Raw genomic sequence first — 22,390 nt, forward strand, 5'->3', positions numbered from 1 at the left:
GTCCCGCGGGCGGCTTCATCCGTTTCGTCAGCGTGGCTTCTTCGCCCGTGTCATCAGCACGTTGCGGATCGAGAAGCTGGAGTGGATGCGCAGCACGCCTGGCAGGGCGGAGAGGATTTCCTTGTGGATGCGCTCGAAATCGCCGGCATTTTCCACTTCCACACGCAGCAGATAATCGTGGCCCCCGGTCATCAGGAAACATTCGCGGATTTCGGGGTATTTGCGCACTGCCGCCTCGAAGCGGTTGAGATAATCCTCTGTTTGCCGCTCCAGCGTGATGTTGATGATCACGGCAATGCCGCTCTGGCCCTCGCCGTGATCGACGAGCGCCGTATAGCCGCGAATGACGCCGGTTTCCTCCAGCAGTTTGATGCGTCGCAGGCATGCGGATGGCGACAGGCCGACCTCGGCGGCCAATGCCGCATTGCTCGTGCGGGCGTTCAACCGGAGGAGGCGCAGGATGTTACGGTCTATCGCGTCGAGAGAGGCCATGCAGAATATTCCAAAGTTTCGTGGAATATTTCATTATTACCTACTCAGCGCAATATTACATCATCCATCGGCAGGAAATTCCACGATCGTTTCACTATGCTCTCTTGAAAATAAAGAGGGGTGCCGATGAACGAGCGTGTCAGTGGTTTTGCTGTCCGGGACACTGTGCCTGCGGCATCCGGTTATCTGAAGATCGATCTTGCAGCGCTGGCCCGCAACTACCGGGCGCTGAGCGCAAGGCTTGCGCCGGCCAAGGCCTCTGCCGTGGTCAAGGCCAACGCCTATGGGCTTGGCGCGAGGCCGGTGGCGGAAGCGCTTTATGCGGCCGGTTGCCGGGATTTTTTCGTCGCCCATTTCGATGAGGCCGAGGCGCTGCGCCCGGTGCTTGCCGGCGATGCCAACCTCTATGTATTGAACGGGTTGCAGCCGGGTAACGAACAGTCTTGTGCCGCTGCCGGCATCGTGCCGGTGATCAATTCGCTCGAGCAATTGCGGCGCTGGTCGGATACGGCGAAGGTTCTTGGTGCACGCCTGCCCGCCGCCCTGCAGTTCGATACCGGCATGTCGCGGCTCGGGCTTTCCCCGGTCGAGCAGGATGATTTGGCGACTGCGCTCGCCGATACCGCGGTCGATATCCGTTTCATCATGAGCCATCTCGCGTCCGCCGATGAGGCCGACAGCGTGCAGAACGGCGAGCAGCTGGCCGAGATGGAACGGATCGCGGCCGAATTCCCGCACTATCCGGTCTGCTTTGCCAATTCCGGCGGCGTGTTTCTCGGCGCGAGCTACCATCGCATGATGGCGCGGCCGGGTGTGGCCGTCTATGGCGGCAATCCGGTGCCGGGACGACCGAACCCGATGGAGCCGGTCGTGTCGCTCAATGTCGCCGTTGTTCAGACGCGGACAGTGCCGATCGGCACCAAGGTCGGCTACGGCGCCACCTATCTTGCCTCGCGCGAGACCCGGCTTGCGACGATCGCCGCCGGTTATGCGGACGGCCTGCCGCGCAGCCTCAGTGATCGCGGATCGGTCTATTATGGCGACGTGCGCCTGCCGATCGTCGGTCGCGTGTCGATGGACAGTATCACCATAGATATCAGTGCGTTGCCGGAAGGCACGCTTGCACTCGGCAGTCTGGTGGAGGTGATCGGGCCGCATCAGACGCTGGATGATCTTGCGCAGGCGGCCGGAACGATCTCCTATGAGATCCTGACCAGTCTCGGCCAACGCTATCGTCGCGAATATCTTTGAAATCCTGAATAGATAAAAACCGGGGACATTCATGAAAGTCATCGTTCTGGGAGCCGGCGTCATCGGTGTGACGACCGCCTATCAACTGGCCAAGGCCGGCCACGAGGTCACGGTGTTGGACCGTCAGACCGGGCCGGCGCTGGAGACGAGTTTCGCCAATGCCGGCGAAGTCTCCTTCGGCTATTGCTCGCCATGGGCGGCACCCGGCATTCCGATGAAGGCGATGAAGTGGATCTTCATGGAGCATGCACCGCTGATCCTGCGGCCGAAACTCGACGCGGCCATGCTGTCGTGGATGGCGAAGATGCTGATGAACTGCACGTCGGAGCGCTATGCGATCAACAAGAGCCGCATGCTGCGGCTTGCCGACTACGCCCGCATCTCGTTGGCCGAAATGCGGGCAGAGACGGGAATTGCCTATGACGAGCGGATGCAGGGCACGCTGCAGCTGTTCCGCACCGAGGACCAGCTCGATGCATCCGCCAAGGACGTCAAGGCGCTGGCGGCCGATGGCATCCCGTATGAAGTGCTCGATCCGGCAGGCTGCATCCGCGTCGAGCCGGCGCTCGCGCATGTGCGCGAAAAGATCGTCGGTGGCCTGCTGACGCCGAAGGACGAGACGGGCGACTGCTTCAAGTTCACCAATGCGCTGGCGCTCAAGGCCAAGGACATGGGCGTCACCTTCTCCTACGGCACGACCATCAAGTCGCTTGACGTCGAGGGCGGTGAGGTGCGTGGCGTCGTGACCGATCGCGAGACAATGAGGGCCGATGCCGTCGTCGTGGCGCTCGGCAGCTACTCGCCGCTTCTCGTCGCGCCGCACGGCATCAGGCTGCCGGTCTATCCGGTCAAGGGCTATTCGCTGACGATCCCGATCACTGATGCATCGCGCGCGCCGGAATCGACGATCATGGACGAGACCTACAAGATCGCCATCACGCGGCTGGGCGATCGTATCCGTGTCGGCGGCATGGCGGAAATTTCCGGTTATACGAACGATCTCGGCGCCAAGCGCCGCGCGACGCTGGAGCATTCCGTCACCGACCTGTTCCCCGGCGGCGATGTCGCCAAGGCCGACTTCTGGTCCGGCCTTCGCCCGATGACGCCGGATGGTACGCCGGTGATCGGCGCGACGAAGGTGAAGGGCCTGTTCCTCAACACCGGCCACGGCACGCTTGGTTGGACGATGAGCAGCGGCTCGGCCAAGGTGATCAGCGATGTCGTCAGCGGCAAGAAGCCGGAGATCGATGCGACCGACCTTGCGGTGTCGCGCTACGCCTGATTGCGGCGGGTAACCGCTGCGGGTCATGCTGTGGCGGTTATCACTATGACTTTCCTATATCTTCTATTTTGCGCTCCAATCGAAAGCCTATGGGGCGGCTGCTACCTAATCGATCAGGCATCGGGTCCGGTGCCGGCCCTGGCGGTTTGTCCTCCGGGGCCTTGATCGACAAGGAGTGACCTTCATGTATGGTCGTCTAGGTGGCATGTACTTTCTGCATCTGACCGAAGCCAACGCGCAACGCCGCCGTCTGGCTCAGGCTGAACCTCAGTCCTTCCAAGCGAAACAGCAGCCGGCGAGCATCGGCTTCGGCATGGTCGCGCGCCTTGCCGGCGTCATCGGCATCGGTGTCTGCGCCATCATCGCGCTGGCAATGATGGTCGGTTGAGGAGGCGCGCAACATGGGCAAGCTTGCAATGACCGATCGGGAGCCTCCCGCAGGTGGTATCCGCTTTACCGTCGGCCGCGATCCCAGTGGCCGCTGGATCGTCCAGGATGCGCTCGGCAAGGTGGGCGGACTGTTCACCGACCGCGCATCGGCGGTGCATTTCGCCATGTTCGAAAGTGATCACATGCCCGGTGCCGTCTGGTGCCTGCCGGAGCATGTGACGCTGAACGCCAATGCGGCCTTCGACGGCCGGCGGATCGATGCGCGCACCCGCGTCGCCGGGAGGGCGTGAGACGATGGCCGCCCACCCGATCCGGTCCCTGCGGCGGCATGTCTATCCGCGCGGTGCGGCATACGGCTTCAGCCACCGGCAGGCTTCGGATGCTCTTCTTGGAACAGGTGTCGTGATGCTGATCGTCATCGGTCTTGCCTATGCGATCAGCCGCGCGATGTTCTAGACGCCCGCGAGACGTGGATTATTGAATTGTATTGCTAATTGTCGTGGCCATCTTCAGGTGGCCACGACAGGCTCCATCGGAAGATAACGTAAAAGCATGCCCGACGATCGTCGCGAAACCGATAACCGCCCGTCACCCGACGCACTGCTGAAACAGGCGGAGCGCGAGGAGCGCGGGCGGCTGAAGATTTTTCTCGGGGCGGCTCCGGGTGTCGGCAAGACCTATGAAATGCTGATGTCCGGGCGGGCGCGGCAGGCGGATGGCGTCGATGTGGTGATCGGCGTGGTCGAGACGCATGGCCGCAAGGAAACCGAGGCGCTGGTTGACGGTTTCGAGATCATTCCACGCCGGCAGATCGATTATCGCGGCCAGATGCTCGACGAGATGGATCTCGATGCGATCATCGCAAGGCGTCCGGCGCTGGTGCTCGTCGACGAGCTTGCCCACACGAATGCGTCGGGCAGTCGCCATCCGAAGCGCTACATGGATGTGCAGGAGCTTCTGGCGCAAGGTATCGACGTTTATTCGACGCTCAACATCCAGCATGTCGAAAGTCTCAACGACGTCGTGGCGCAGATCACCCGCATCCGCGTGCGCGAGACGGTGCCGGACCTGATCATCGACCGCGCCGACGATGTCGAGATCATCGACATCACGCCCGACGACCTGATCAAGCGTCTGCATGACGGCAAGGTCTACATGCCGAAGACGGCGCGCCGCGCAATCGAGAACTATTTTTCGCCCGGCAACCTGACGGCGCTGCGCGAACTTGCGCTGCGCCGTACCGCCCAGCGGGTCGACGAGCAGTTGCTCAACCACATGCAGGCGAATGCGATTTCCGGCCCATGGGCTGCCGGCGAGCGGTTGCTCGTCTGCCTCGATCACGGCACCAATGGCGCAAGCCTGATCCGCTATGCCCGCCGGCAGGCCGACCGGCTGAGGGCGCCATGGGCGGTGCTGCATCTGGAGACGCCGCAGGAGACGGGGCTTTCGGAGGTTGAGAAGGACCGGCTGGCAGCCAACATGCGGCTTGCCCAGCAGCTCGGCGCCGAGACGGTGACGTTGCCGGCGCTCTCCCGCTCGCGAGAGATCATCACCTATGCCAATGCCAACAATTTCACCCATATCGTCGTCGGTCGGCCGGAAAAGCCGAGCTGGCGGCGCTTCTGGCAGGGGTCGGTCACCCATGACCTGATCCGCCATGCCGGCCATATCAGCGTCCATGTGATTTCGGGGGATGCCAAGGACGGTGCACCGGAACGCGGCGTGAAGGGCGCCAAGGCGCCCAGACCGTTCCGCGCCAAGCATTATCTGCAGGCGACCGGCTTCGTGGCACTGGCGATCGCAGCGGGTATTGCGCTCGACCAGACGCTTGACGTGCGCAATCTGGCGCTGGTTTTCCTGATGGCGGTTCTGGCGTCGGCCGTGCGCGGCGGGCTGGGGCCGGGGCTGTTTGCCTCGCTGATCGGGGCGGTGTCGTTCAACTTCTTCTTCCTCGAACCGCGCTACAATTTTACCATCCGCGACCCGGAAAGCGTCATCGCGCTGCTCTTCTATCTCGGCGTCGCCGTCACGGCCTCCAACCTGACGGCGGCGGTGCAGCGGCAGGCGGTGGCGGCGCGGGCGCGGGCGCGCACGACGGAAGATCTCTATCTCTTCTCCAAGAAGCTCGCGGGCACCGGCACGCTGGACGATGTGCTGTGGGCCACCGCCTTCCAGATCGCCTCGATGCTGAAGGTCAGGGTGGTGATCCTGTTGCCGGAAAACGGTACGATCGCTGTGAAGGCCGGCTATCCGCCGGACGACACGCTGGTCGATGCCGATATCGCGGCGGCGAAATGGGCCTGGGAGCACAATCGCCCCGCCGGCCGCGCCGCCGATACGCTGCCGGGGGCCAAGCGGCTCTACCTGCCGCTGCGCACCGGTCGCGAGGCGGTCGGCGTGATCGGTCTCGACAATGACAGGCAGGGGCCGCTTCTGACCCCGGAGCAGCAGCGGCTGTTCGATGCGCTGGCCGATCAGGCCTCACTGGCGATCGAACGCATCCAGCTGGTCTCGGATGTCGACAAGGCGAAGCTTGCGGCCGAAACCGATCGGCTGCGGACCGCACTTCTGACCTCGATCAGCCATGACCTGAAGACGCCGCTCGCGGCGATCATGGGGTCGGCCGACATGCTGAAGGATCTGGGGCCGCAACTGCCGGAAGAGGCACGGGTCGAGCTTTTGTCCACCGTGATCGACGAGTCCGAACGGCTCAATCGCTTCATCGTCAACCTGCTCGACATGACCCGCCTCGGGTCCGGTGCCATGCAGCCGAACTATGCGTTTCATTTTGCCGGAGACATGGTCGGCACGGCGCTCAGCCGCGCGGCGAAGATCACGGCGGGACATCGACTGAAGGTCGATATTCCCGCAGACCTGCCGATGCTGAAGGTCGATCCTGTGCTGTTCGAGCAGGTCCTGTTCAACCTGATCGACAATGCTGCAAAATACGCGCCTGAGGGAACGGGGATCGATGTTCGCGGATGGCAGGACGGCAATTTCGTGCTGCTTGCGGTGATGGACGAGGGGCCGGGCGTACCGATCGAGGATCTGGAGCGGATCTTCGACAGCTTCTACCGGGTGCGCAAGGGGGATCATGTGAGGGCAGGGACGGGGCTCGGGCTTGCCATCTGCCGCGGATTCATCGAAGCCATGGGCGGCACGATCCGGGCGGACAACCGATCTGACAGCCGGTTGGGCCGGACCGGCGCTATCTTCACCATCCGCATGCCGGTGCCGACCGAGATACCCATTCTGGGAGACGAGCAATGACCAATTCCGCCGTGCGCATCCTGATCGTCGATGACGAACCGCCGATCCGCAAGCTTTTGCGGGTCGGGCTTTCGGCGCAGGACTATGCCGTCAGCGAAGCGATGAATGCCAAGGTGGCGATGGAGATGGCCGCGTCGGAAAAACCCGACCTGATCATTCTCGATCTCGGCCTGCCGGATATGTCGGGCCACGATCTGCTTGCCAGATGGCGCGGCGAGGGCATGACCCTGCCGATCGTCATCCTGTCGAGCCGCACCGACGAGGCCGGCATCGTCAAGGCGCTGGAACTCGGTGCCGACGATTATGTGACGAAACCCTTCGGCATGAACGAACTTGGCGCGCGCATCCGCGTGGCGCTGCGGCACCGGTTGCAGAGCCAGGGCGAGAAGCCGATCTTCCAGACCGGCGAGCTTTCCGTCGATCTGGTCAAGCGTATCGTCAAGGTGGGAGACCGGGAGGTGAAGCTGTCGCCGAAGGAATACGACATCCTGCGCATTCTCGTTCAGCATGCCGGCAAGGTTCTGACGCACCGCTTCCTGCTCGAACATGTGTGGGACGGACTGACGGATGTGCAGTATCTGCGCGTCTATGTGCGCCAACTGCGGCAGAAAATAGAGGCCGTGCCTGACCAGCCGCGCTATATCCTGACGGAAACCGGCGTCGGCTATCGGCTGGCCGAAGGTATCTGACATTTCGAAACCGCGATATTTCAATCACCTATGGAGTGGATCATGAAGTTGAGTGAGCATCTTTCGCCTGAAAACGTCGTGCTTGGTGTCGCGGCGTCATCCAAGCGGGACCTCATCCTCAAGCTTTCCGACCTCGCAGCGAAGAAGACCGGTGCGGATATCGCCGCCATATCGGCCGCGCTCTCCAGCCGCGAGGATCTTGGCTCGACCGGTATCGGCCAGGGGGTGGCCATTCCGCATGCGATCGTCGAAGGGGTTTCGGGGTGTCTGTGCATGCTCGTGCGGCTGGCAAAACCGATGGATTTCGAGGCGGTGGACGATGTGCCGGTCGATCTCGTCGTGCTGCTCCTATCATCTCCCGACGATCAGCGGCAGAACCTCAACCTGTTGTCCTGCTTTGCCCGCCGCCTGCGTGACGACGATGTGGCGGATGCGGTGCGTGCGGCGAAAACGCCGGAAGAGGCCTATCTGGTGCTCAAGCCCGACTGACGGGATCAGAGCCAGCCGGCCTTCTTGAACCGGTACCAGAGGATGGTGCAGAGAACGAGGATGATGCCGATCACGGCATAGTAGCCGTATTCGAACTTCAGCTCCGGCATGTTCTCGAAATTCATGCCGTAGATGCCGGCGACCGCCGTCGGCACGGCGAGGATCGCCGCCCAGGAGGCGAGCTGGCGGGTGATGACGCCCTGGCGCTGCTGTTCGAGAAGGTTGGACGCCTCGAAGACCGAGGTGATGACTTCGCGCAGGCCCCCGACCATGCTTTCCACCCGCCTTATATGGTCCAGCACGTCGCGAAAGTAGGGTTTGGCGTGCTTGTCGAGGCAGGGAAGGTCGAGATTGACCAGCTTGCCGACCAGTTCCGACATCGGCCCCAGGATGCGGCCGAACAGGATCAGCTGGCGGCGCAGGCGGAAAAGTCGCCTGATCTGGTCGCGCTCGAGGAAGTTGGCGAGCATCCGCTGCTCCATTTCCAGAACCCGGTCCTCGATCGTCTGCACGGTCGGCAGGTAGCCGTCGACGATGAAATCGAGAATGCCGTGCAGCACGTAGTCCGGCCCCTGCGATAAAAGGCGCGGCGAGGCTTCGAGCTGGGCGCGTACACCGATATGGTTGCGCAACGAGCCGTGACGCACGGTGATGATATGCTGGCGGCCGACGAAGATGGCGGTTTCGCCGTAACAGATCTTGTCGCCCTCCAGATGCGCGGTCTTGGCGACGACGAACAGCTGTTCGCCATAGACCTCGACCTTGGGGATCTGGTGGGCATGCAGCGCATCCTCGACCGCCAGTTCATGCAGGCCGTAGGTCTTGGAGAGCGTTTTCAGCTCGTCCTCGGTCGGCTCGTGCAGACCGATCCAGACGAATTCGTCACCGGTCAGTTTCGGGCATTGCTCGTCGATCGGCAGCGAGCGTCCACGCTTGCCGTTGGTATAGACATAGGACGCGACGACGGTCATGCGGCGGCCCTCCTGCGGTCAGATCGCGACCTGCTCGCCCAGTTCGACCACGCGGTTCGGCGGCAGCTTGAAATAGGCCGACGGATCGATGCCGAAATCGGCAAGCGCAATATAGAGCTTTTCCTGCCAGCGCGGCAGGCCGCTATTGGGTGTTTCGATCAGGTTGCGGCGGCCGAGATAGAAGGAGGTCTGCATGATCTCGAACTTGAAGCCCTTCTTCTTGCAGACCGTCAGCGCCTTGGCGACATTGGGTTCATCCATGTAGCCAAAGGTGATGTCGAGGCGGACGAAACGCTTCGACAGCCTCGTCATCTCGACACGGTCTTCCGACGGGACATAGGGCTTGTCCTGGGTCCAGATGGTCAGGATGACGTTCTGCTCGTGCAGGACGTGGTTGTGCTTGAGATTGTGCAGAAGCACGGACGGCGTCCTGTCCGGCACGCTGGTGAGGAACACGGCGGTGCCCGGTACGGTCGCCGGCGCGCTGGCCGACTCGCGTTCGATCGAGCTTTCGATCGACGTGATGAAGGTTTCGAGCGGGATGTCATTTCGGGCCGTCTTTTCCTTCAGGTGCTTGGAACCCTTGGTCCACGTCCACATGGTCAGCATGATGACCAGCGCCAGCATGACCGGCACCCAGCCGCCGTCATGTACCTTCAGGAGGTTGGCGGCGAGGAAGACCACTTCTATGGCAAAAAGCGGTGCGAGAAGGATCGCGGCAGTGACCGCCTTGTAGCCCCACACCGCGCGCAGGAACTGGAACGCCATCAGCGAGGTGACGACCATCGCGCCGGTGACCGAGATGCCATAGGCGGTGGCGAGCGATTCCGAATCCCCGAAGGTGAAGATCAGCACGATGACGCCGATGAACAGGATCATGTTGACCGCCGGAACGTAGATCTGCCCGGTGTTGGTCTCCGAGGTGAACTTGATGGCGAGGCGCGGCAGGAAGCCGAGATGGACCGCCTGGCGGGCGAGCGAAAATGCGCCGGTGATGACCGCCTGGCTGGCGATGATCGTCGCCATCGTCGCAAGGATCACCATCGGCAGAAGCGCCCATTCCGGGTAGAGAAGATAGAACGGGTTGGAAATCTTCGACGGGTCGGCGAGCACGAGCGCGCCCTGACCGAGATAGTTCAGCGCCAGTGCCGGGAAAACGAGGATGAACCAGGCCCAGCTGATCGGCTTGCGGCCGAAATGGCCGAGGTCGGCGTAAAGCGCTTCCGCGCCGGTGACCGTCAGGAAGACTGCGCCGAGCACGATCAGGCCCGCCCATCCCGCATGGGTGATGAACCACAGCGCATTGACCGGATTGAGCGCCTGCAGGATCGTCAGGTCGTCGCCGATATGGATCAGTCCGCCCCAGGCCATGGCGATGAACCAGACGACGGTGATCGGGCCAAAAAATTTCGCCACCGCCTCGGTGCCCTTCGACTGCACCAGGAACAGACAGACCATAATGGCTGCCGAGAGCGGCAGGATGTAGTCGGAAAAGGCGGGCGTTACGAGTTTCATGCCTTCAAGCGCCGACATGACGGACAGCGCCGGCGTGATCATCGCATCGCCGATGAACAGGGCTGAGCCGATCAGACCGGCGAAGAACAGCACCGGCGTGTAGCTGCCGGTCTTCTTCATCAGAAGCGCCAGAAGCGACAGCGTGCCGCCTTCGCCGTCATTGTCGGCGCGTAGCAGAAAGAGCACATATTTGAATGTGACGATGATCGTCAGCGTCCAGACCATCAGCGAAATCAGGCCGATGACATGCTCGTCCCGAATGCCTGTTGCGGCGAACGGGCGCAGCGATTCACGGAAGGCATAGAGCGGGCTCGTGCCGATATCGCCATAGACGACCCCGACAGATCCAATCAGCAATCCGAGGAACTTCCGGGTCTCCGAAGTGGTGTCGGAAGCGGCGGCATGCGAAGCAGTCATAGGGTCTCCAGGCGCAAGGCCAAGGTATATCTGTGTCGCGGAATATGGTGCAGCGCCGCGAGCAAGGCAATCGGATCATTATAAGACTTTGATGTCATAGTCTCGCGCCCTGCATCGAAATCCTATGCGTTCAGCGCAATGTTGGTTTCCATAGAAATCGGAGCTAACCAGCATGACACCCTTTCATCCTGCAAGGCGTCAAATCTTCACACCGCTTCTAACCCCTTTCCGAAACGGGAAAATCGACCTTGGCGAATTCGATGCGGCGATCGATCGGCAGATCATTGCGGGCGTCGATGGCATCATCGTCTGCGACGTCATCGGCGAGGGGCCGACACTTGCGGACGCAGAACGGGAAATCCTGTTGAAGAGGGCGGTCGCCCGCGGAAAAACGCATCTGACGATCATCGCTTCTGTCGGCAGCAACTGCACGGAAAAGACGATCGCGCGTTGCCGTCAGGCGGATGAAACCGGTGCCGATGCGCTGATGGTGACGCTTCCCTACTATTCAAAACCGAGCTTGAAGGGTGTCATCGAGCATTTCCGCCAGATCTGCGCGGCCGTCAGCATTCCTGTCATCGTGGAAGACGATCCGGGGCGCAGTGGCAAGGATTATGGCCTGACGCTGCTTAACCTGCTTTCGCAGTTCGACATCATCGTCGGCATATGCCACGGCATCGGGCGCCTCGGGTATTTTTCTGCACTTCCGGCCGAGCTCAGGGACCGCTTCCAGCATCTGTCGCGTGATGACGGCATGGTCCCGGCCTTTCTCGACGTCGGCGGTAGCGGGATCGTCTCGCCGCTTGCCAACATCATTCCGTCGCCGATGCAGACACTGATGACGATGAATGAGAGGTCCTTCGGCCCCGGTTCCCTCGCGCATTCCGTTGCCGAGGCGATGCTTGCACTTGAGGGAGATGACGTTGCGGCTCTGAAAGAGGCGCAGTCATTCGTTCACCAGTCGCCGGCCGAGGTTCGCCTGCCGCTGGTCGAGCCCGAGCCGGAGACGATCATCCGCCTGCGCCATGCCTTCGCACCGTTTGCCCGTTGCGAGCCCTCCACCATGCCGACTGCGGCGTGAGCGCCAGTAGCCTGACCGTCAGTAAATATCGCGTGGTCGCTTCGCTGCCTGATTGCCAAACGTCGCTTTTTTAGCGAAACTCGAACAGCATTCGCTTTGGGAGGAGCCGGTGCAGCAGCAATCGCATCATGCAGACGAGGTCTATGCCTCGGCACAATCCGTGGCGGCGGGTTCGCCGGTCGTGGCGTCGTGGCGGCGCTGCATGGTCATGCATCATCTGGCGCCTGAGGAGGAGCGTGCGCCCGAACGGCTGACCGATGGCGAGTTCAGGCATGCGCGGGAAGCCTCCGACCGATTGATTGCCGAAGCGCGTGACGAACTCGACCGGCTGTTTTCCACGGTCGGGCGATCCGGCTGCTGCCTGCTTCTGACCGATCGAAACGGCGTCGCGCTCGAGCGGCGGGGTGCTGCCGGTGACGACAAGGCGTTTCACGATCTGGGCCTGTGGACCTCCACCGTCTGGACCGAGGCGAGCATTGGCACCAACGGAATCGGCACGGCCCTTGCCGACGAGAGGGCTGTCTCGATCTTCCGCGACCAGCATTTCTTTTCCACCAATATAGGCCTGAGCTGCACCACGGCGCCGATCCGCGATCATCGCGGCGAGGTGGCGGCGGCGCTCGACATTTCCACCTGTCGCGATGACGTCAACGAAACGGTCCTTTCCATTCTCGCCCAGACGGTGCGCGACGCGGCGCTGAGGATCGAACTCAACCTGTTTCGCTCCGCCTTTCCCGGCGCCCGGTTCCTGATCGTGCCGCAGGCGGCTCACGCGGCGGCCGCGCTCCTGGCGGTCGATCGTAATGACATTGTCATCGGCGCCACGCGGGCGGCGCGGCTGGCGCTTTCGCTCGACGATGACCGCATCGAAAGCGGCATTCCGGCGGCCGACGCCCTGAACGAAACACCGTCCGACGATCGCCAGGATCTGATCGGGGCCGAGCGGGCGGCGCTCATGCGGGCGCTGTCGCGCACCAACGGCAATGTTTCGCAGGCGGCCATCTCGCTCGGCATGAGCCGGGCGACGCTTCACCGCAAGATGAACCGTTTCGGCCTGCATTGAGCCAAAGCCGCCTCGCTGCACCGCCGCATCGTTTACCGTCGGCGACTGTCGCAGGGTTGCGACAGTGTGCGCCGCCATATGGTCGCGGCCTGCTTTCCGTCAGGAACGGCCAGAAGCACATTCTTCCGCAGACCGGTGCGCAAACCGGGACGCACGCACATCAAGGGAGGATGACATGCTGCATCAGAAGATCGTCGAATCGCCGTTCAAGCTGAAATACGGCAACTATATCGGCGGCGAGTGGCGCGAGCCGATTTCCGGCAAGTATTTCGACAACATCACGCCGGTGACCGGCGGCAAGATCTGCGAAATCCCGCGCTCGGACGAGAAGGACATCAACGCCGCGCTCGACGCCGCCCATGCGGCGAAGGACAAATGGGGTCGTACGGCACCGGCCGAACGCTCCAACATCCTGATGAAGATCGCGCAAAGGATGGAAGACAAGCTGGAAGTGCTGGCCCAGGCCGAGACCTGGGACAACGGCAAGCCTATCCGCGAGACGATGGCGGCCGATATTCCGCTGGCGATCGACCATTTCCGCTATTTCGCCTCCTGCATCCGCGCCCAGGAAGGCTCGATCGGCCAGATCGACAACGATACCGTTGCCTACCACTTCCATGAACCACTCGGCGTCGTCGGCCAGATCATTCCATGGAATTTTCCGATCCTGATGGCTGCCTGGAAGCTGGCGCCTGCGCTTGCCGCCGGCAACTGCGTCGTCATAAAGCCGGCCGAGCAGACACCGGCATCGCTGCTGGTCTGGGCGGAAATCATCGGCGATCTGCTTCCTCCGGGCGTCCTGAACATCGTCAACGGGTTCGGCCTGGAAGCCGGCAAGCCGCTGGCCTCATCAAACCGGATCGCCAAGATCGCCTTCACCGGCGAGACGACGACGGGCCGGCTGATCATGCAATATGCCAGCCAGAACCTCATTCCGGTGACGCTGGAACTCGGCGGCAAGTCGCCGAACATCTTCTTCGCCGATGTCGGCAACGAGGATGACGACTTCTTCGACAAGGCGCTCGAAGGCTTTGCGATGTTCGCGCTCAACCAGGGCGAGGTCTGCACATGCCCGAGCCGCGCGCTGGTGCATGAATCGCTTTACGATCGGTTCATGGAACGGGCGGTGAAGCGCGTCGAGGCGATCGTGCAGGGCAACCCGCTGGATTCTGCGACGATGATCGGTGCGCAGGCCTCCAACGAGCAGATGGAGAAGATCCTCTCCTATCTCGACATCGGCAAACAGGAAGGGGCCGAAGTGCTGACCGGCGGATCGCGCAACGATCTCGGCGGAGAACTGGCTAACGGCTATTACATCAAGCCGACGATCTTCAAGGGCCACAACAAGATGCGTGTGTTCCAGGAGGAGATTTTCGGGCCGGTGGTTTCGGTCACCACGTTCAAGGACGAGGACGAGGCGCTCGCCATCGCCAACGACACGCTCTACGGTCTCGGTGCCGGCGTGTGGACCCGCGACGGCAATCGCGCCTATCGTTTCGGTCGGGAAATCCAGGCCGGCCGCGTATGGACCAATTGCTACCATGCCTATCCGGCGCATGCGGCCTTCGGCGGCTACAAGCAGTCGGGCATCGGGCGCGAGACCCACAAGATGATGCTCGATCACTACCAGCAGACGAAGAACATGCTGGTCAGCTACAGCCCGAAGAAGCTCGGCTTCTTCTGAGGATCCGCCTGAATTCGCCCTGCCGGGCTGCAAATGGTGTCTTCTGCGCTTCCGGTGTTCTTTGGACCTCGCGTCCATTCCGCTCCGGTTCTGGAAGTCACCATTTTCGCCGCGGCAGGACGAATTGCGGGTTCGATCATCGGCGGCGACGATCCGTGTCTGCTCCTCACCCTCTCCTCGCAAGCAGGGAGGGGACATGCTCCGCTCGACGTCAACGATCAATGGTGAGCTTGCAAACGGTTCCTTCGCCCCGCCCGCGGGGAGAAGGTGCCGGCAAGGTGGATAAGGGGCCCCCCCGAAGGCCCGCTCATCCCGAAAGGAACATCATGGACACCACCGTCAACGGCGAACCGCGCGTCACCGCCACCGACAAGGCGCTCGATCTGATCGCCGAGATCCGGCAGGACTATCCCGAAATTCTCTTCCACCAGTCCGGCGGCTGCTGCGACGGGTCTTCGCCCATGTGCTATCCGGCCGATGACTTCATCATCGGCGATCACGACGTCAAGCTCGGCGAAATCGGCGGCGTTCCCGTCTATATCAGCGGCAGTCAGTTCGAGGTCTGGAAGCATACGCAGCTGATCATCGATGTCGTGCCGGGACGCGGCGGCATGTTCTCGCTCGACAACGGGCGGGAGAAGCGTTTCCTCACCCGCTCCCGGGTTTTCGGCGGCGGCGAGGCCTGTGCAATTCCGCAACTCCAACGATAGGGGCGATCGATAGTTGCTATCTATCAAGTCATTGAAACAATCGGCTTGATCGGCTTTGACGATCGTCAATAAGCATGTGCCATGACCGTATCATTTATTGGCAAGAAATCATCGGCCGCTGGCGGCTGGGGCGCGTTGAAAAGCTGCGGCAAGCGGCTGCTTGAAAGTGGTGCGCCGATTTCCGGCGCCCGCACCATGTTGAAGGCAAACCAGCCGAACGGCTTCGATTGTCCCGGCTGCGCATGGGGCGATCCCGCGCACGGTTCCTCTTTCGAATTCTGCGAGAACGGCGTCAAGGCCGTCGCCTGGGAAGCGACCGAGAAGCGCGTCACTGCCGATTTCTTCGCCAGCCATACTGTGTCAGACCTGCGCAAGCAGAGTGATTACGAACTGGAGCGCAATGGTCGTCTGACCCAGCCGATGCGCTATGACGCTGCCTCCGACCGCTACCTGCCGGTTGCCTGGGAGGACGCATTCGCCGAGATCGGCTCCATCCTGAAGGGTCTCGACAGCCCTGATCGCGCGGAGTTCTACACGTCCGGTCGCGCCAGCAACGAAGCGGCCTATCTCTATCAGCTGTTCGTGCGCGTCTACGGCACCAACAATTTCCCCGACTGTTCGAACATGTGCCACGAGGCGAGCGGCGTGGCATTGCGCCAGTCGATCGGCGTCGGCAAGGGCACCGTGCTTCTGGAAGATTTCGAGAAGGCGGATGCGGTCTTCGTCATCGGCCAGAACCCCGGCACCAATCACCCGCGCATGCTGGGCGACCTGCGTCGCGCAGCGATCCGCGGCGCCGAAATCGTCGTCTTCAACCCGATCCGCGAAAAAGGTCTCGAGCGCTTCTCCGACCCGCAGGACAAGGTCGAGATGATGCATGCCGGTTCGACGGCGATCGCCAGCCAGTATTACCAGCCGCGCCTCGGCGGCGACATGGCTGCCGTGCGTGGCATGTCCAAGGTCGTGCTTGCGGCGGAAGACGCAGCGGTTGCGGCCGGCAAGCCTTCGGTTCTGGACCATGCGTTCCTGGCAGAGCATTCGGTAGGCTTTGCAGAGTATCGCGCCGCAGTCGATGCGACGACCTGGGACGAGATCGAGGACCAGTCCGGTCTTTCGCGTGCCGAGATCGAGCGCGCGGCAGCGGTCTACATGCGCGCCGACAAGGTGATCTGCACCTGGGCGATGGGCGTCACCCAGCACATCCATTCGGTCGCGACGATCCGCGAAATCTCCAACTTCATGTTCCTGCGCGGCAATATCGGCAAGGAAGGTGCAGGTCTCTGCCCCGTCCGCGGCCACTCCAACGTGCAGGGCGACCGCACGGTCGGCATCAACGAAAAGCCGCCGGCCGCATTCCTCGATTCGCTCGAAAAACATTTCGGCTTCAACGTGCCGCGTGCCAACGGCCATAACGTGCTTGCTGCCATCGGCGCGATGCTCGACGGTTCGGCGCAGGTCTTCATCGGTCTCGGCGGCAATTTCGCCCGCGCCACGCCGGACAGCCCGCTGGTCGAGAAGGCGCTGCGCCAGATGAAGCTGACGGTGCATGTCGCCACCAAGCCCAACCATTCGCACCTAATGCCGGGCGACGTGTCCTTCATCCTGCCCTGCCTCGGCCGTACCGAGATGGACCTCAACTCCAAGGGCGTGTCGCAGCTCGTCACCGTCGAGGATTCGATGAGCATGGTGCATGGCTCTGCCGGCATCAACCGCCCGGCCTCGCCGCATCTTCTGTCGGAAGTGGCGATCATCGCCGGCATTGCGGAAGCCACCGTCGGCAACGGCGTCGTCGGCTGGGCAGCGCTGGCGGACGATTACGACCTGATCCGCGATCATATCGAGGCGACCATTCCGGGCTTCAGCGAGTTCAACACGCGTGTTCGCAAGCCGCGCGGCTTCCATCTGCGCAACACGGCTGCACATCGCGAATGGATCACGCCGGCGGGCAAGGCGTCCTTCTCGTCCGTGCCGCTGCCGGAAGCGACGGTGCACCAGCAGGCGCGCAGCGGCAACGGCCGTTATGCGCTGCAGACTTTCCGCTCGCATGACCAGTACAACACCACGGTCTACGGTCTCGACGACCGCTATCGCGGCGTCTACGGCGAGCGCCAGGTGATCTTCATTCACCCGGAAGACCTCAAGGCGATCGGTGCAGAGGCCGGCGACCGCGTCGACGTACTCGGCGATTTCGATGACGGCATTTCCCGTATCGCCGAGGATTTCCGCTTCGTGCCCTACGACATCCCGCGCGGCAGCATCGCCGGCTACTATCCCGAACTGAACGTGCTCGTTCCGCTCGGCAGCGCCGGTGCGGAAAGCGATACGCCGACCTCGAAATCGGTGATGGTCTCCTTCCGCAAGCGCGAGGCCGCGTGAGCGACGAGACGGACGAGAGCGAACGCTTTCTTGCGCTGGTCGCGGAACTCCAGGTCAAGGATCCGCGGCTGAGCTCGCTTCAGGCGGCACTCATCGTTGCCGCCAGGGAGGGCGTCGCACTCGATACCCGCACATTCGCCCGGATTTTCGGCGTCGCGCATGCGCTCGTCCTGCGCGAACTGACCGATCTCGTGGAGCTTGGCAGCCCGCTGCAGATTACCAGACGCGACGAGCGGACGTTGAGGACTTTCTACGTTCTGGAGTAAGCCCGCCGGATGTCGCTGCGGCCGTCAAGGTCGATTGTCTGCAATCCTGACGCGCTGTCGTGGGCTTTACCTCTCTGAAACGGCGAGGAAATTAGCATTGTCGAACTGAAAAGCGGCCGGATCGGCGCATTCGGTTCATTTCCGCTTGCCATTGTGTCACACGCGGCACTATACCGCATCCGCTGACCGTAAGGTTTGCCGCTGTCATGCGTCGGGGAGGGCGCGGATGGTGTCCGAAGTCCTCGATAGAGGCGCTCCCGACCCGCCGACGAATGATCGGCCCGCCGCCTGCGCTTCTTCGACAGCAGTACGGTAAACGCTTTTGACGATCTTTCCTGCTTCTGATGGCTCCGCCCTGGGCTTTGACTGTCGACACTGTCGAATCCACAATTGGAGCTAGAGATACCTATGGAAACCTCTCGTGGCACCCTGTCCGCGATCGCCAAGATCTGGCTGTTCGTGCTCGGTGCTGTACTCATTATTGCAGGCCTATTTTTCGCCGTCGGCGGAGGCAAGCTCGTCACGCTCGGTGGCAGCTGGTACTTCCTTCTTTCGGGCATCGCCATTGTCGTTGCAGGCCTGCTCGTCATCCTGCGCAAGCCGTCCGGCGCTCTGCTTTTCGGTCTCGTCACCATCCTGACCGTGCTGTGGGCCGTCTGGGATGCCGGTCTTGATTTCTGGCCGCTCGTCTCGCGTCTGCTCGCCTTCGGCGTCGGTGCCGCCGTCATCGCGCTCAGCTTCCCGCTGCTGCGCAAGGCTGCCGGCCGCACGCCCGCCTATGTGCCCTCCTTCATCGTCGCAGCCGTGCTGCTGGTTGCTTCGGCCGGCGGCTTTGCCGGCATGTTCGTGCCGCATCCGACCGTTGCCTTTTCCGGCACGCCGGCACCGCTTACGCCGGTCGATCCGGCTGTCGAGCAGAAGAACTGGGAAGCCTACGGCAATACGCCGGGCGGCTCGCGCTTCGCCGCGCTCGACCAGATCACCCGCGACAACGTCAAGGACCTGACCGTCGCCTGGACCTACAACACCGGTGACACGCCGATCAGCCCCGGCGGCAACGGCGCGGAAGATCAGCTGACCCCGCTGCAGGTCGGCGACCGCGTGTTCGTCTGCACGCCGCATAACAACGTCATCGCCATCGATGCCGATACGGGTGCGGAAATCTGGAAGAACGAGATCAACGCCAAGTCGTCCGTCTGGATGCGTTGCCGCGGTCTCGCCTATTTCGATGCCACGCAGCCGCTCGCTCAGCCGACGACTGACGGTTCGACGCCGGTTACCGCGGTGACGGTTGCCGAAGGCGCACTTTGCCAGCGTCGTATCCTGATGAACACGATCGAGGCACAGCTGATCGCGCTTGATGCCGATACCGGCGCATTCTGCCCGGATTTCGGCACCAATGGTCGTGTCGACCTCAAGGTCGGTCTCGGCGATGCGCCGGATCCGAGCTACGTGCTGACGTCTGCCCCGACGCTTGCCGGCACCACCGTCGTTATCGGCGGCCGTATCGCCGACAACGTCCAGGTCGACATGCCGGGCGGCGTGATGCGCGGCTTCGACGTCGTCACCGGCCAGCTGCGCTGGGCGTTCGATCCGGGCAACCCGGCGATCACCGGCCTGCCGCCGGAAGGCCAGACCTATACGCGTTCGACGCCGAACGTCTGGGCAGCGATGTCCTATGATCCGGCTTCCAACACCGTGTTCATGCCGGTCGGCAGCCCGTCGGTCGACCTTTACGGTGCGACCCGCAGCGATCTCGACCACAAGTACGGCGCCTCGATGCTGGCGCTCGACGCCACCACCGGCCGTGAAAAGTGGGTCTACCAGACCGTTCACAACGATCTGCAGGACTTCGACGTGCCGATGCAGCCGTCCTTCGTCGATTTCCCGCAGGCGGGTGGCACGACGGTTCCGGCTCTCGTATTCGGCACCAAGGCCGGCCAGATCTTCGTTCTTAACCGCGCCACCGGCCAGCCGCTGACGCAGGTGGACGAGGTTCCGGTCAAGCCGGCCAACATCCAGGGCGAGCGTTATTCCCCGACCCAGCCGATGTCGGTGGGCATGCCGCAGATCGGCGCTCAGACGCTGACCGAAAGCGACATGTGGGGTGCTACGCCGTTCGACCAGCTTCTGTGCCGCATCGCCTTCAAGGGCATGCGTTATGACGGCGTGTTCACCATGCCGGGCACCGATCTGGCGCTCAACTTCCCGGGTTCTCTGGGTGGTCTGAACTGGGGCGGCATTTCCACCGATCCGACGACCAACACCATCTTCCTCAACGACATGCGTCTTGGTCTTTGGGTTCAGATGGCGGAAGCCGCGCCGACCAATGCCGTTTCCAACGGTGGCGAAGCGGTCAATACCGGCATGGGCGTCGTTCCGATGAAGGGCACGCCTTACGCAGTCAACAAGAACCGCTTCCTGTCGGCGCTCGGCATTCCGTGCCAGGAGCCGCCATTCGGTTCGCTGACGGCGATCGACATGACGACGCAGCAGGTCAAGTGGCAGGTGCCGCTCGGCACGGTGCAGGATACCGGCCCGTTCGGCATCAAGATGGGCCTGCCCATCCCGATCGGCATGCCGACCATCGGCGGTTCGCTTGCGACCCAGGGTGGCCTCGTGTTCTTCGCCGCCACTCAGGACTACTATCTGCGCGCCTTCGATTCGGCGACGGGCGAGGAAGTCTGGAAGGCCCGCATGCCGGTCGGCACGCAGGGAACTCCGATGACCTACAAGTCACCGAAGACCGGTAAGCAGTATGTCGTCATCTCGGCCGGCGGCGCCCGCCAGTCGCCTGATCGCGGCGACTACGTGATCGCCTACGCGCTGCCGAACTGATCGGCTCGCATCCGATGTGAAATCGAGGCCGCGGCACTGATGGTGCCGCGGCCTTTTCACGTTCTGGGCCGATGCAACGCTGTGCTCCGAAATCTTTTGGGCTTTACAGCGAACCAATCCCGACTAACTTGGTAGTGTAAATGGCGCTATCCGTGGTGATCAGTTTGCCGATTAGAACAGGAGTTGGCCCTTGATCTATGACGTCGCCGTTGTCGGTTCCGGTTTTTCGGCCATTGCGCTCACCATCAATCTGCTGCGCCGGCTGGGGCCGGAGCGGTCGATCGCCATCATCGGCGACGATCCGGGTTTTGGTCGCGGTACGGCCTATCGCAGCGAATTCCACCTGCATCGCCTAAACGTGCCGGCGGCCCGGATGAGCGTCTATCCCGACGAACCCGACGATTTCGTCGACTGGCTGAAGGCGAAGGGGCGCAAGCTTTCCGGCGACTACTTCGCCTCCCGCGGGGACTACGGCCTCTATCTGCGCGATCGGCTGGCGTCCCTCATGCGCCGTCGTGACGACCGGGTGGCGGTCGATTTCATCAAAGCCAAGGCGACCGCCTGTATGATGCCGGGTTTCGAGGATGTCGAGTTTCATCTCGACAACGACACGGTACTGCGCGCCAGAAACGTTGCGCTGTGTCTTGGCGTCGGTAATGCGGACATGCCGATTGCCGCGGACCTGGTGCCGGAGGCGATGCAGCATCGGATCGTGCAGAACCCCTGGCGGCTCGGCTGGCTTTCGTCGATCCGCCCCGATGAAGATGTCTGCATTCTCGGTTCCGGCCTGACGATGATCGATCAGGTCCTGTCATTGCGCTCCCATGGCCATCGCGGCAGGATCCATGTGATTTCGCGCCGGGGGCTGGTTCCTCACCCGCACAGCACGATCAAGCCGGAGCCGGTGACGCCACGCCTGCCGCAGAACAGCCGGCAGGTCAGCGATATCCTTGCCGGCCTTCGGGCGCAGGTGCGCGAAGGTGCGGACTGGCGCGGGCTGATGGACGGGTTGCGGCATCGCACGCAGCATCTGTGGCAGGAACTTGACGATGCCCAGCGCTCGCGCTTCATGCGCCATGCGCTTGCCTGGTGGAACATTCACCGCCACCGGCTGGCGCCGCCCGTCTGGTCGCGCCTCAAGCCCTTGCTCGATGACGGCACGGTGCGCGTACATGCCGGCTTCATCCGCGAGATCGACGAAACGGATGGGCGGATCGGCATCCATTTCCGCAAACGCGGCACAGCCGACGAGACACGAATTCTGGTCGACTGGATCGTCAATTGCACGGGCATGGAACGCGCCGGCATCGCCCATTCGCCGCTTCTGCAGCAGATGCGCGAGACATCGGTGATCGGCATGGACAAGCTCGGCCTCGGCGTCAGCGTCGATGCCCGGTCGCGCATCTGTTGTCCGGAGGGAAATGTGCGGGCAGGGCTTTATGCGGTGGGGGCGCTGACGGCAGGGCAGTTCTGGGAGATCACCGCCGTACCGGATATCCGCAACCAGGCAAAACAGGTGGCGGAAGAGATTGCCGGCGGGCTGGCCGGCGGCGTCGAGATGGCGCGTCGGCAGAGCGCCTGAGCGGCCGGACAGGCCTCGTATCCC

Annotated in this window: 19 protein-coding genes; 16 read left to right on the forward strand and 3 right to left on the reverse strand. The window is 62.6% G+C overall.

Going from position 1 to position 22,390, the window contains the following annotated elements:
* Positions 1-27 precede the first annotated feature (27 nt).
* Entirely contained in the window at positions 28-492 is a 465-nt protein-coding gene (locus AC0JZ4_RS08470; protein ID WP_471885940.1) for an Lrp/AsnC family transcriptional regulator, read from the reverse strand.
* Positions 493-618: 126 nt separating this feature from the next.
* On the opposite strand from AC0JZ4_RS08470, the gene alr reads away from it, so the two are divergent.
* From alr to AC0JZ4_RS08510, 8 genes are all read left to right on the forward strand, one after another.
* Positions 619-1,743 carry an alanine racemase gene (alr, locus tag AC0JZ4_RS08475; protein WP_471885941.1) on the forward strand — a complete coding sequence of 375 codons (1,125 nt, stop codon included), beginning with the start codon at positions 619-621 and terminating at the stop codon, positions 1,741-1,743.
* Between the two features lie 31 nt (positions 1,744-1,774).
* Complete coding sequence (locus AC0JZ4_RS08480; protein WP_471885942.1) at positions 1,775-3,025, forward strand: D-amino acid dehydrogenase; 1,251 nt, start codon at positions 1,775-1,777, stop codon at positions 3,023-3,025.
* Between the two features lie 184 nt (positions 3,026-3,209).
* Entirely contained in the window at positions 3,210-3,413 is a 204-nt protein-coding gene (locus tag AC0JZ4_RS08485; protein WP_471885943.1) for a hypothetical protein, read from the forward strand.
* 13 nt (positions 3,414-3,426) lie between these two features.
* A complete protein-coding gene (locus AC0JZ4_RS08490) occupies positions 3,427-3,705 on the forward strand; it encodes a hypothetical protein (protein ID WP_471885944.1) in 279 nt (92 codons plus the stop codon).
* Positions 3,706-3,709: 4 nt separating this feature from the next.
* Positions 3,710-3,871: a hypothetical protein gene (locus AC0JZ4_RS08495; RefSeq protein WP_471885945.1), complete on the forward strand. Its 162-nt coding sequence runs from the start codon at positions 3,710-3,712 to the stop codon at positions 3,869-3,871.
* A gap of 96 nt (positions 3,872-3,967) precedes the next feature.
* Positions 3,968-6,685, forward strand: coding sequence for a DUF4118 domain-containing protein (locus tag AC0JZ4_RS08500; RefSeq protein WP_471885946.1), 2,718 nt, complete (start codon positions 3,968-3,970; stop codon positions 6,683-6,685).
* Complete coding sequence (locus tag AC0JZ4_RS08505; RefSeq protein ID WP_471885947.1) at positions 6,682-7,374, forward strand: response regulator transcription factor; 693 nt, start codon at positions 6,682-6,684, stop codon at positions 7,372-7,374. Before AC0JZ4_RS08500 ends, AC0JZ4_RS08505 begins: the two co-directional genes overlap by 4 nt.
* A gap of 42 nt (positions 7,375-7,416) precedes the next feature.
* Complete coding sequence (locus AC0JZ4_RS08510) at positions 7,417-7,863, forward strand: PTS sugar transporter subunit IIA (protein WP_471885948.1); 447 nt, start codon at positions 7,417-7,419, stop codon at positions 7,861-7,863.
* 5 nt (positions 7,864-7,868) lie between these two features.
* On the opposite strand, the gene AC0JZ4_RS08515 is transcribed toward AC0JZ4_RS08510, so the two are convergent.
* Positions 7,869-8,834, reverse strand: a complete 966-nt coding sequence (locus AC0JZ4_RS08515; RefSeq protein WP_471885949.1) for a magnesium and cobalt transport protein CorA — start codon at positions 8,832-8,834, stop codon at positions 7,869-7,871.
* Positions 8,835-8,852: 18 nt separating this feature from the next.
* Complete coding sequence (locus tag AC0JZ4_RS08520; protein ID WP_471885950.1) at positions 8,853-10,766, reverse strand: potassium transporter Kup; 1,914 nt, start codon at positions 10,764-10,766, stop codon at positions 8,853-8,855.
* Between the two features lie 172 nt (positions 10,767-10,938).
* On the opposite strand from AC0JZ4_RS08520, the gene AC0JZ4_RS08525 reads away from it, so the two are divergent.
* The 8 genes from AC0JZ4_RS08525 to AC0JZ4_RS08560 all read left to right on the forward strand — a co-directional run bounded on the left by AC0JZ4_RS08525 (position 10,939) and on the right by AC0JZ4_RS08560 (position 22,366).
* On the forward strand, positions 10,939-11,847 hold the full coding sequence (locus tag AC0JZ4_RS08525; RefSeq protein ID WP_471885951.1) for a dihydrodipicolinate synthase family protein: 909 nt from the start codon (positions 10,939-10,941) through the stop codon (positions 11,845-11,847).
* Between the two features lie 109 nt (positions 11,848-11,956).
* Entirely contained in the window at positions 11,957-12,910 is a 954-nt protein-coding gene (locus AC0JZ4_RS08530) for a helix-turn-helix domain-containing protein (RefSeq protein ID WP_471885952.1), read from the forward strand.
* A gap of 175 nt (positions 12,911-13,085) precedes the next feature.
* The gene (gene adh / locus AC0JZ4_RS08535; protein WP_471885953.1) at positions 13,086-14,594 is read left to right on the forward strand and encodes an aldehyde dehydrogenase; all 1,509 of its coding nucleotides are present in this window, start codon (positions 13,086-13,088) and stop codon (positions 14,592-14,594) included.
* A 326-nt stretch (positions 14,595-14,920) separates the two neighbouring features.
* Complete coding sequence (locus tag AC0JZ4_RS08540; protein WP_471885954.1) at positions 14,921-15,304, forward strand: DUF779 domain-containing protein; 384 nt, start codon at positions 14,921-14,923, stop codon at positions 15,302-15,304.
* Positions 15,305-15,385: 81 nt separating this feature from the next.
* Positions 15,386-17,680, forward strand: a complete 2,295-nt coding sequence (locus AC0JZ4_RS08545; protein ID WP_471885955.1) for an FdhF/YdeP family oxidoreductase — start codon at positions 15,386-15,388, stop codon at positions 17,678-17,680.
* Complete coding sequence (locus AC0JZ4_RS08550; protein ID WP_471885956.1) at positions 17,677-17,946, forward strand: hypothetical protein; 270 nt, start codon at positions 17,677-17,679, stop codon at positions 17,944-17,946. Before AC0JZ4_RS08545 ends, AC0JZ4_RS08550 begins: the two co-directional genes overlap by 4 nt.
* 408 nt (positions 17,947-18,354) lie before the next feature.
* On the forward strand, positions 18,355-20,784 hold the full coding sequence (locus tag AC0JZ4_RS08555; protein WP_471885957.1) for a membrane-bound PQQ-dependent dehydrogenase, glucose/quinate/shikimate family: 2,430 nt from the start codon (positions 18,355-18,357) through the stop codon (positions 20,782-20,784).
* A 190-nt stretch (positions 20,785-20,974) separates the two neighbouring features.
* Positions 20,975-22,366: an FAD/NAD(P)-binding protein gene (locus AC0JZ4_RS08560; protein ID WP_471885958.1), complete on the forward strand. Its 1,392-nt coding sequence runs from the start codon at positions 20,975-20,977 to the stop codon at positions 22,364-22,366.
* Positions 22,367-22,390: the final 24 nt, after the last annotated feature.

This window comes from [Rhizobium] kunmingense (genome assembly GCF_977018605.1).

Excerpts from the sequence above, each read along its gene's own strand:
- AC0JZ4_RS08470 (WP_471885940.1), bottom strand. The coding sequence starts at position 492 with ATGGCCTCTCTCGACGCGATAGACCGTAACATCCTGCGCCTCCTCCGG.
- alr (WP_471885941.1), top strand. The coding sequence starts at position 619 with ATGAACGAGCGTGTCAGTGGTTTTGCTGTCCGGGACACTGTGCCTGCG.
- AC0JZ4_RS08480 (WP_471885942.1), top strand. The coding sequence starts at position 1,775 with ATGAAAGTCATCGTTCTGGGAGCCGGCGTCATCGGTGTGACGACCGCC.
- AC0JZ4_RS08485 (WP_471885943.1), top strand. The coding sequence starts at position 3,210 with ATGTATGGTCGTCTAGGTGGCATGTACTTTCTGCATCTGACCGAAGCC.
- AC0JZ4_RS08490 (WP_471885944.1), top strand. The coding sequence starts at position 3,427 with ATGGGCAAGCTTGCAATGACCGATCGGGAGCCTCCCGCAGGTGGTATC.
- AC0JZ4_RS08495 (WP_471885945.1), top strand. The coding sequence starts at position 3,710 with ATGGCCGCCCACCCGATCCGGTCCCTGCGGCGGCATGTCTATCCGCGC.
- AC0JZ4_RS08500 (WP_471885946.1), top strand. The coding sequence starts at position 3,968 with ATGCCCGACGATCGTCGCGAAACCGATAACCGCCCGTCACCCGACGCA.
- AC0JZ4_RS08505 (WP_471885947.1), top strand. The coding sequence starts at position 6,682 with ATGACCAATTCCGCCGTGCGCATCCTGATCGTCGATGACGAACCGCCG.
- AC0JZ4_RS08510 (WP_471885948.1), top strand. The coding sequence starts at position 7,417 with ATGAAGTTGAGTGAGCATCTTTCGCCTGAAAACGTCGTGCTTGGTGTC.
- AC0JZ4_RS08515 (WP_471885949.1), bottom strand. The coding sequence starts at position 8,834 with ATGACCGTCGTCGCGTCCTATGTCTATACCAACGGCAAGCGTGGACGC.
- AC0JZ4_RS08520 (WP_471885950.1), bottom strand. The coding sequence starts at position 10,766 with ATGACTGCTTCGCATGCCGCCGCTTCCGACACCACTTCGGAGACCCGG.
- AC0JZ4_RS08525 (WP_471885951.1), top strand. The coding sequence starts at position 10,939 with ATGACACCCTTTCATCCTGCAAGGCGTCAAATCTTCACACCGCTTCTA.
- adh (WP_471885953.1), top strand. The coding sequence starts at position 13,086 with ATGCTGCATCAGAAGATCGTCGAATCGCCGTTCAAGCTGAAATACGGC.
- AC0JZ4_RS08540 (WP_471885954.1), top strand. The coding sequence starts at position 14,921 with ATGGACACCACCGTCAACGGCGAACCGCGCGTCACCGCCACCGACAAG.
- AC0JZ4_RS08545 (WP_471885955.1), top strand. The coding sequence starts at position 15,386 with ATGACCGTATCATTTATTGGCAAGAAATCATCGGCCGCTGGCGGCTGG.
- AC0JZ4_RS08555 (WP_471885957.1), top strand. The coding sequence starts at position 18,355 with ATGGAAACCTCTCGTGGCACCCTGTCCGCGATCGCCAAGATCTGGCTG.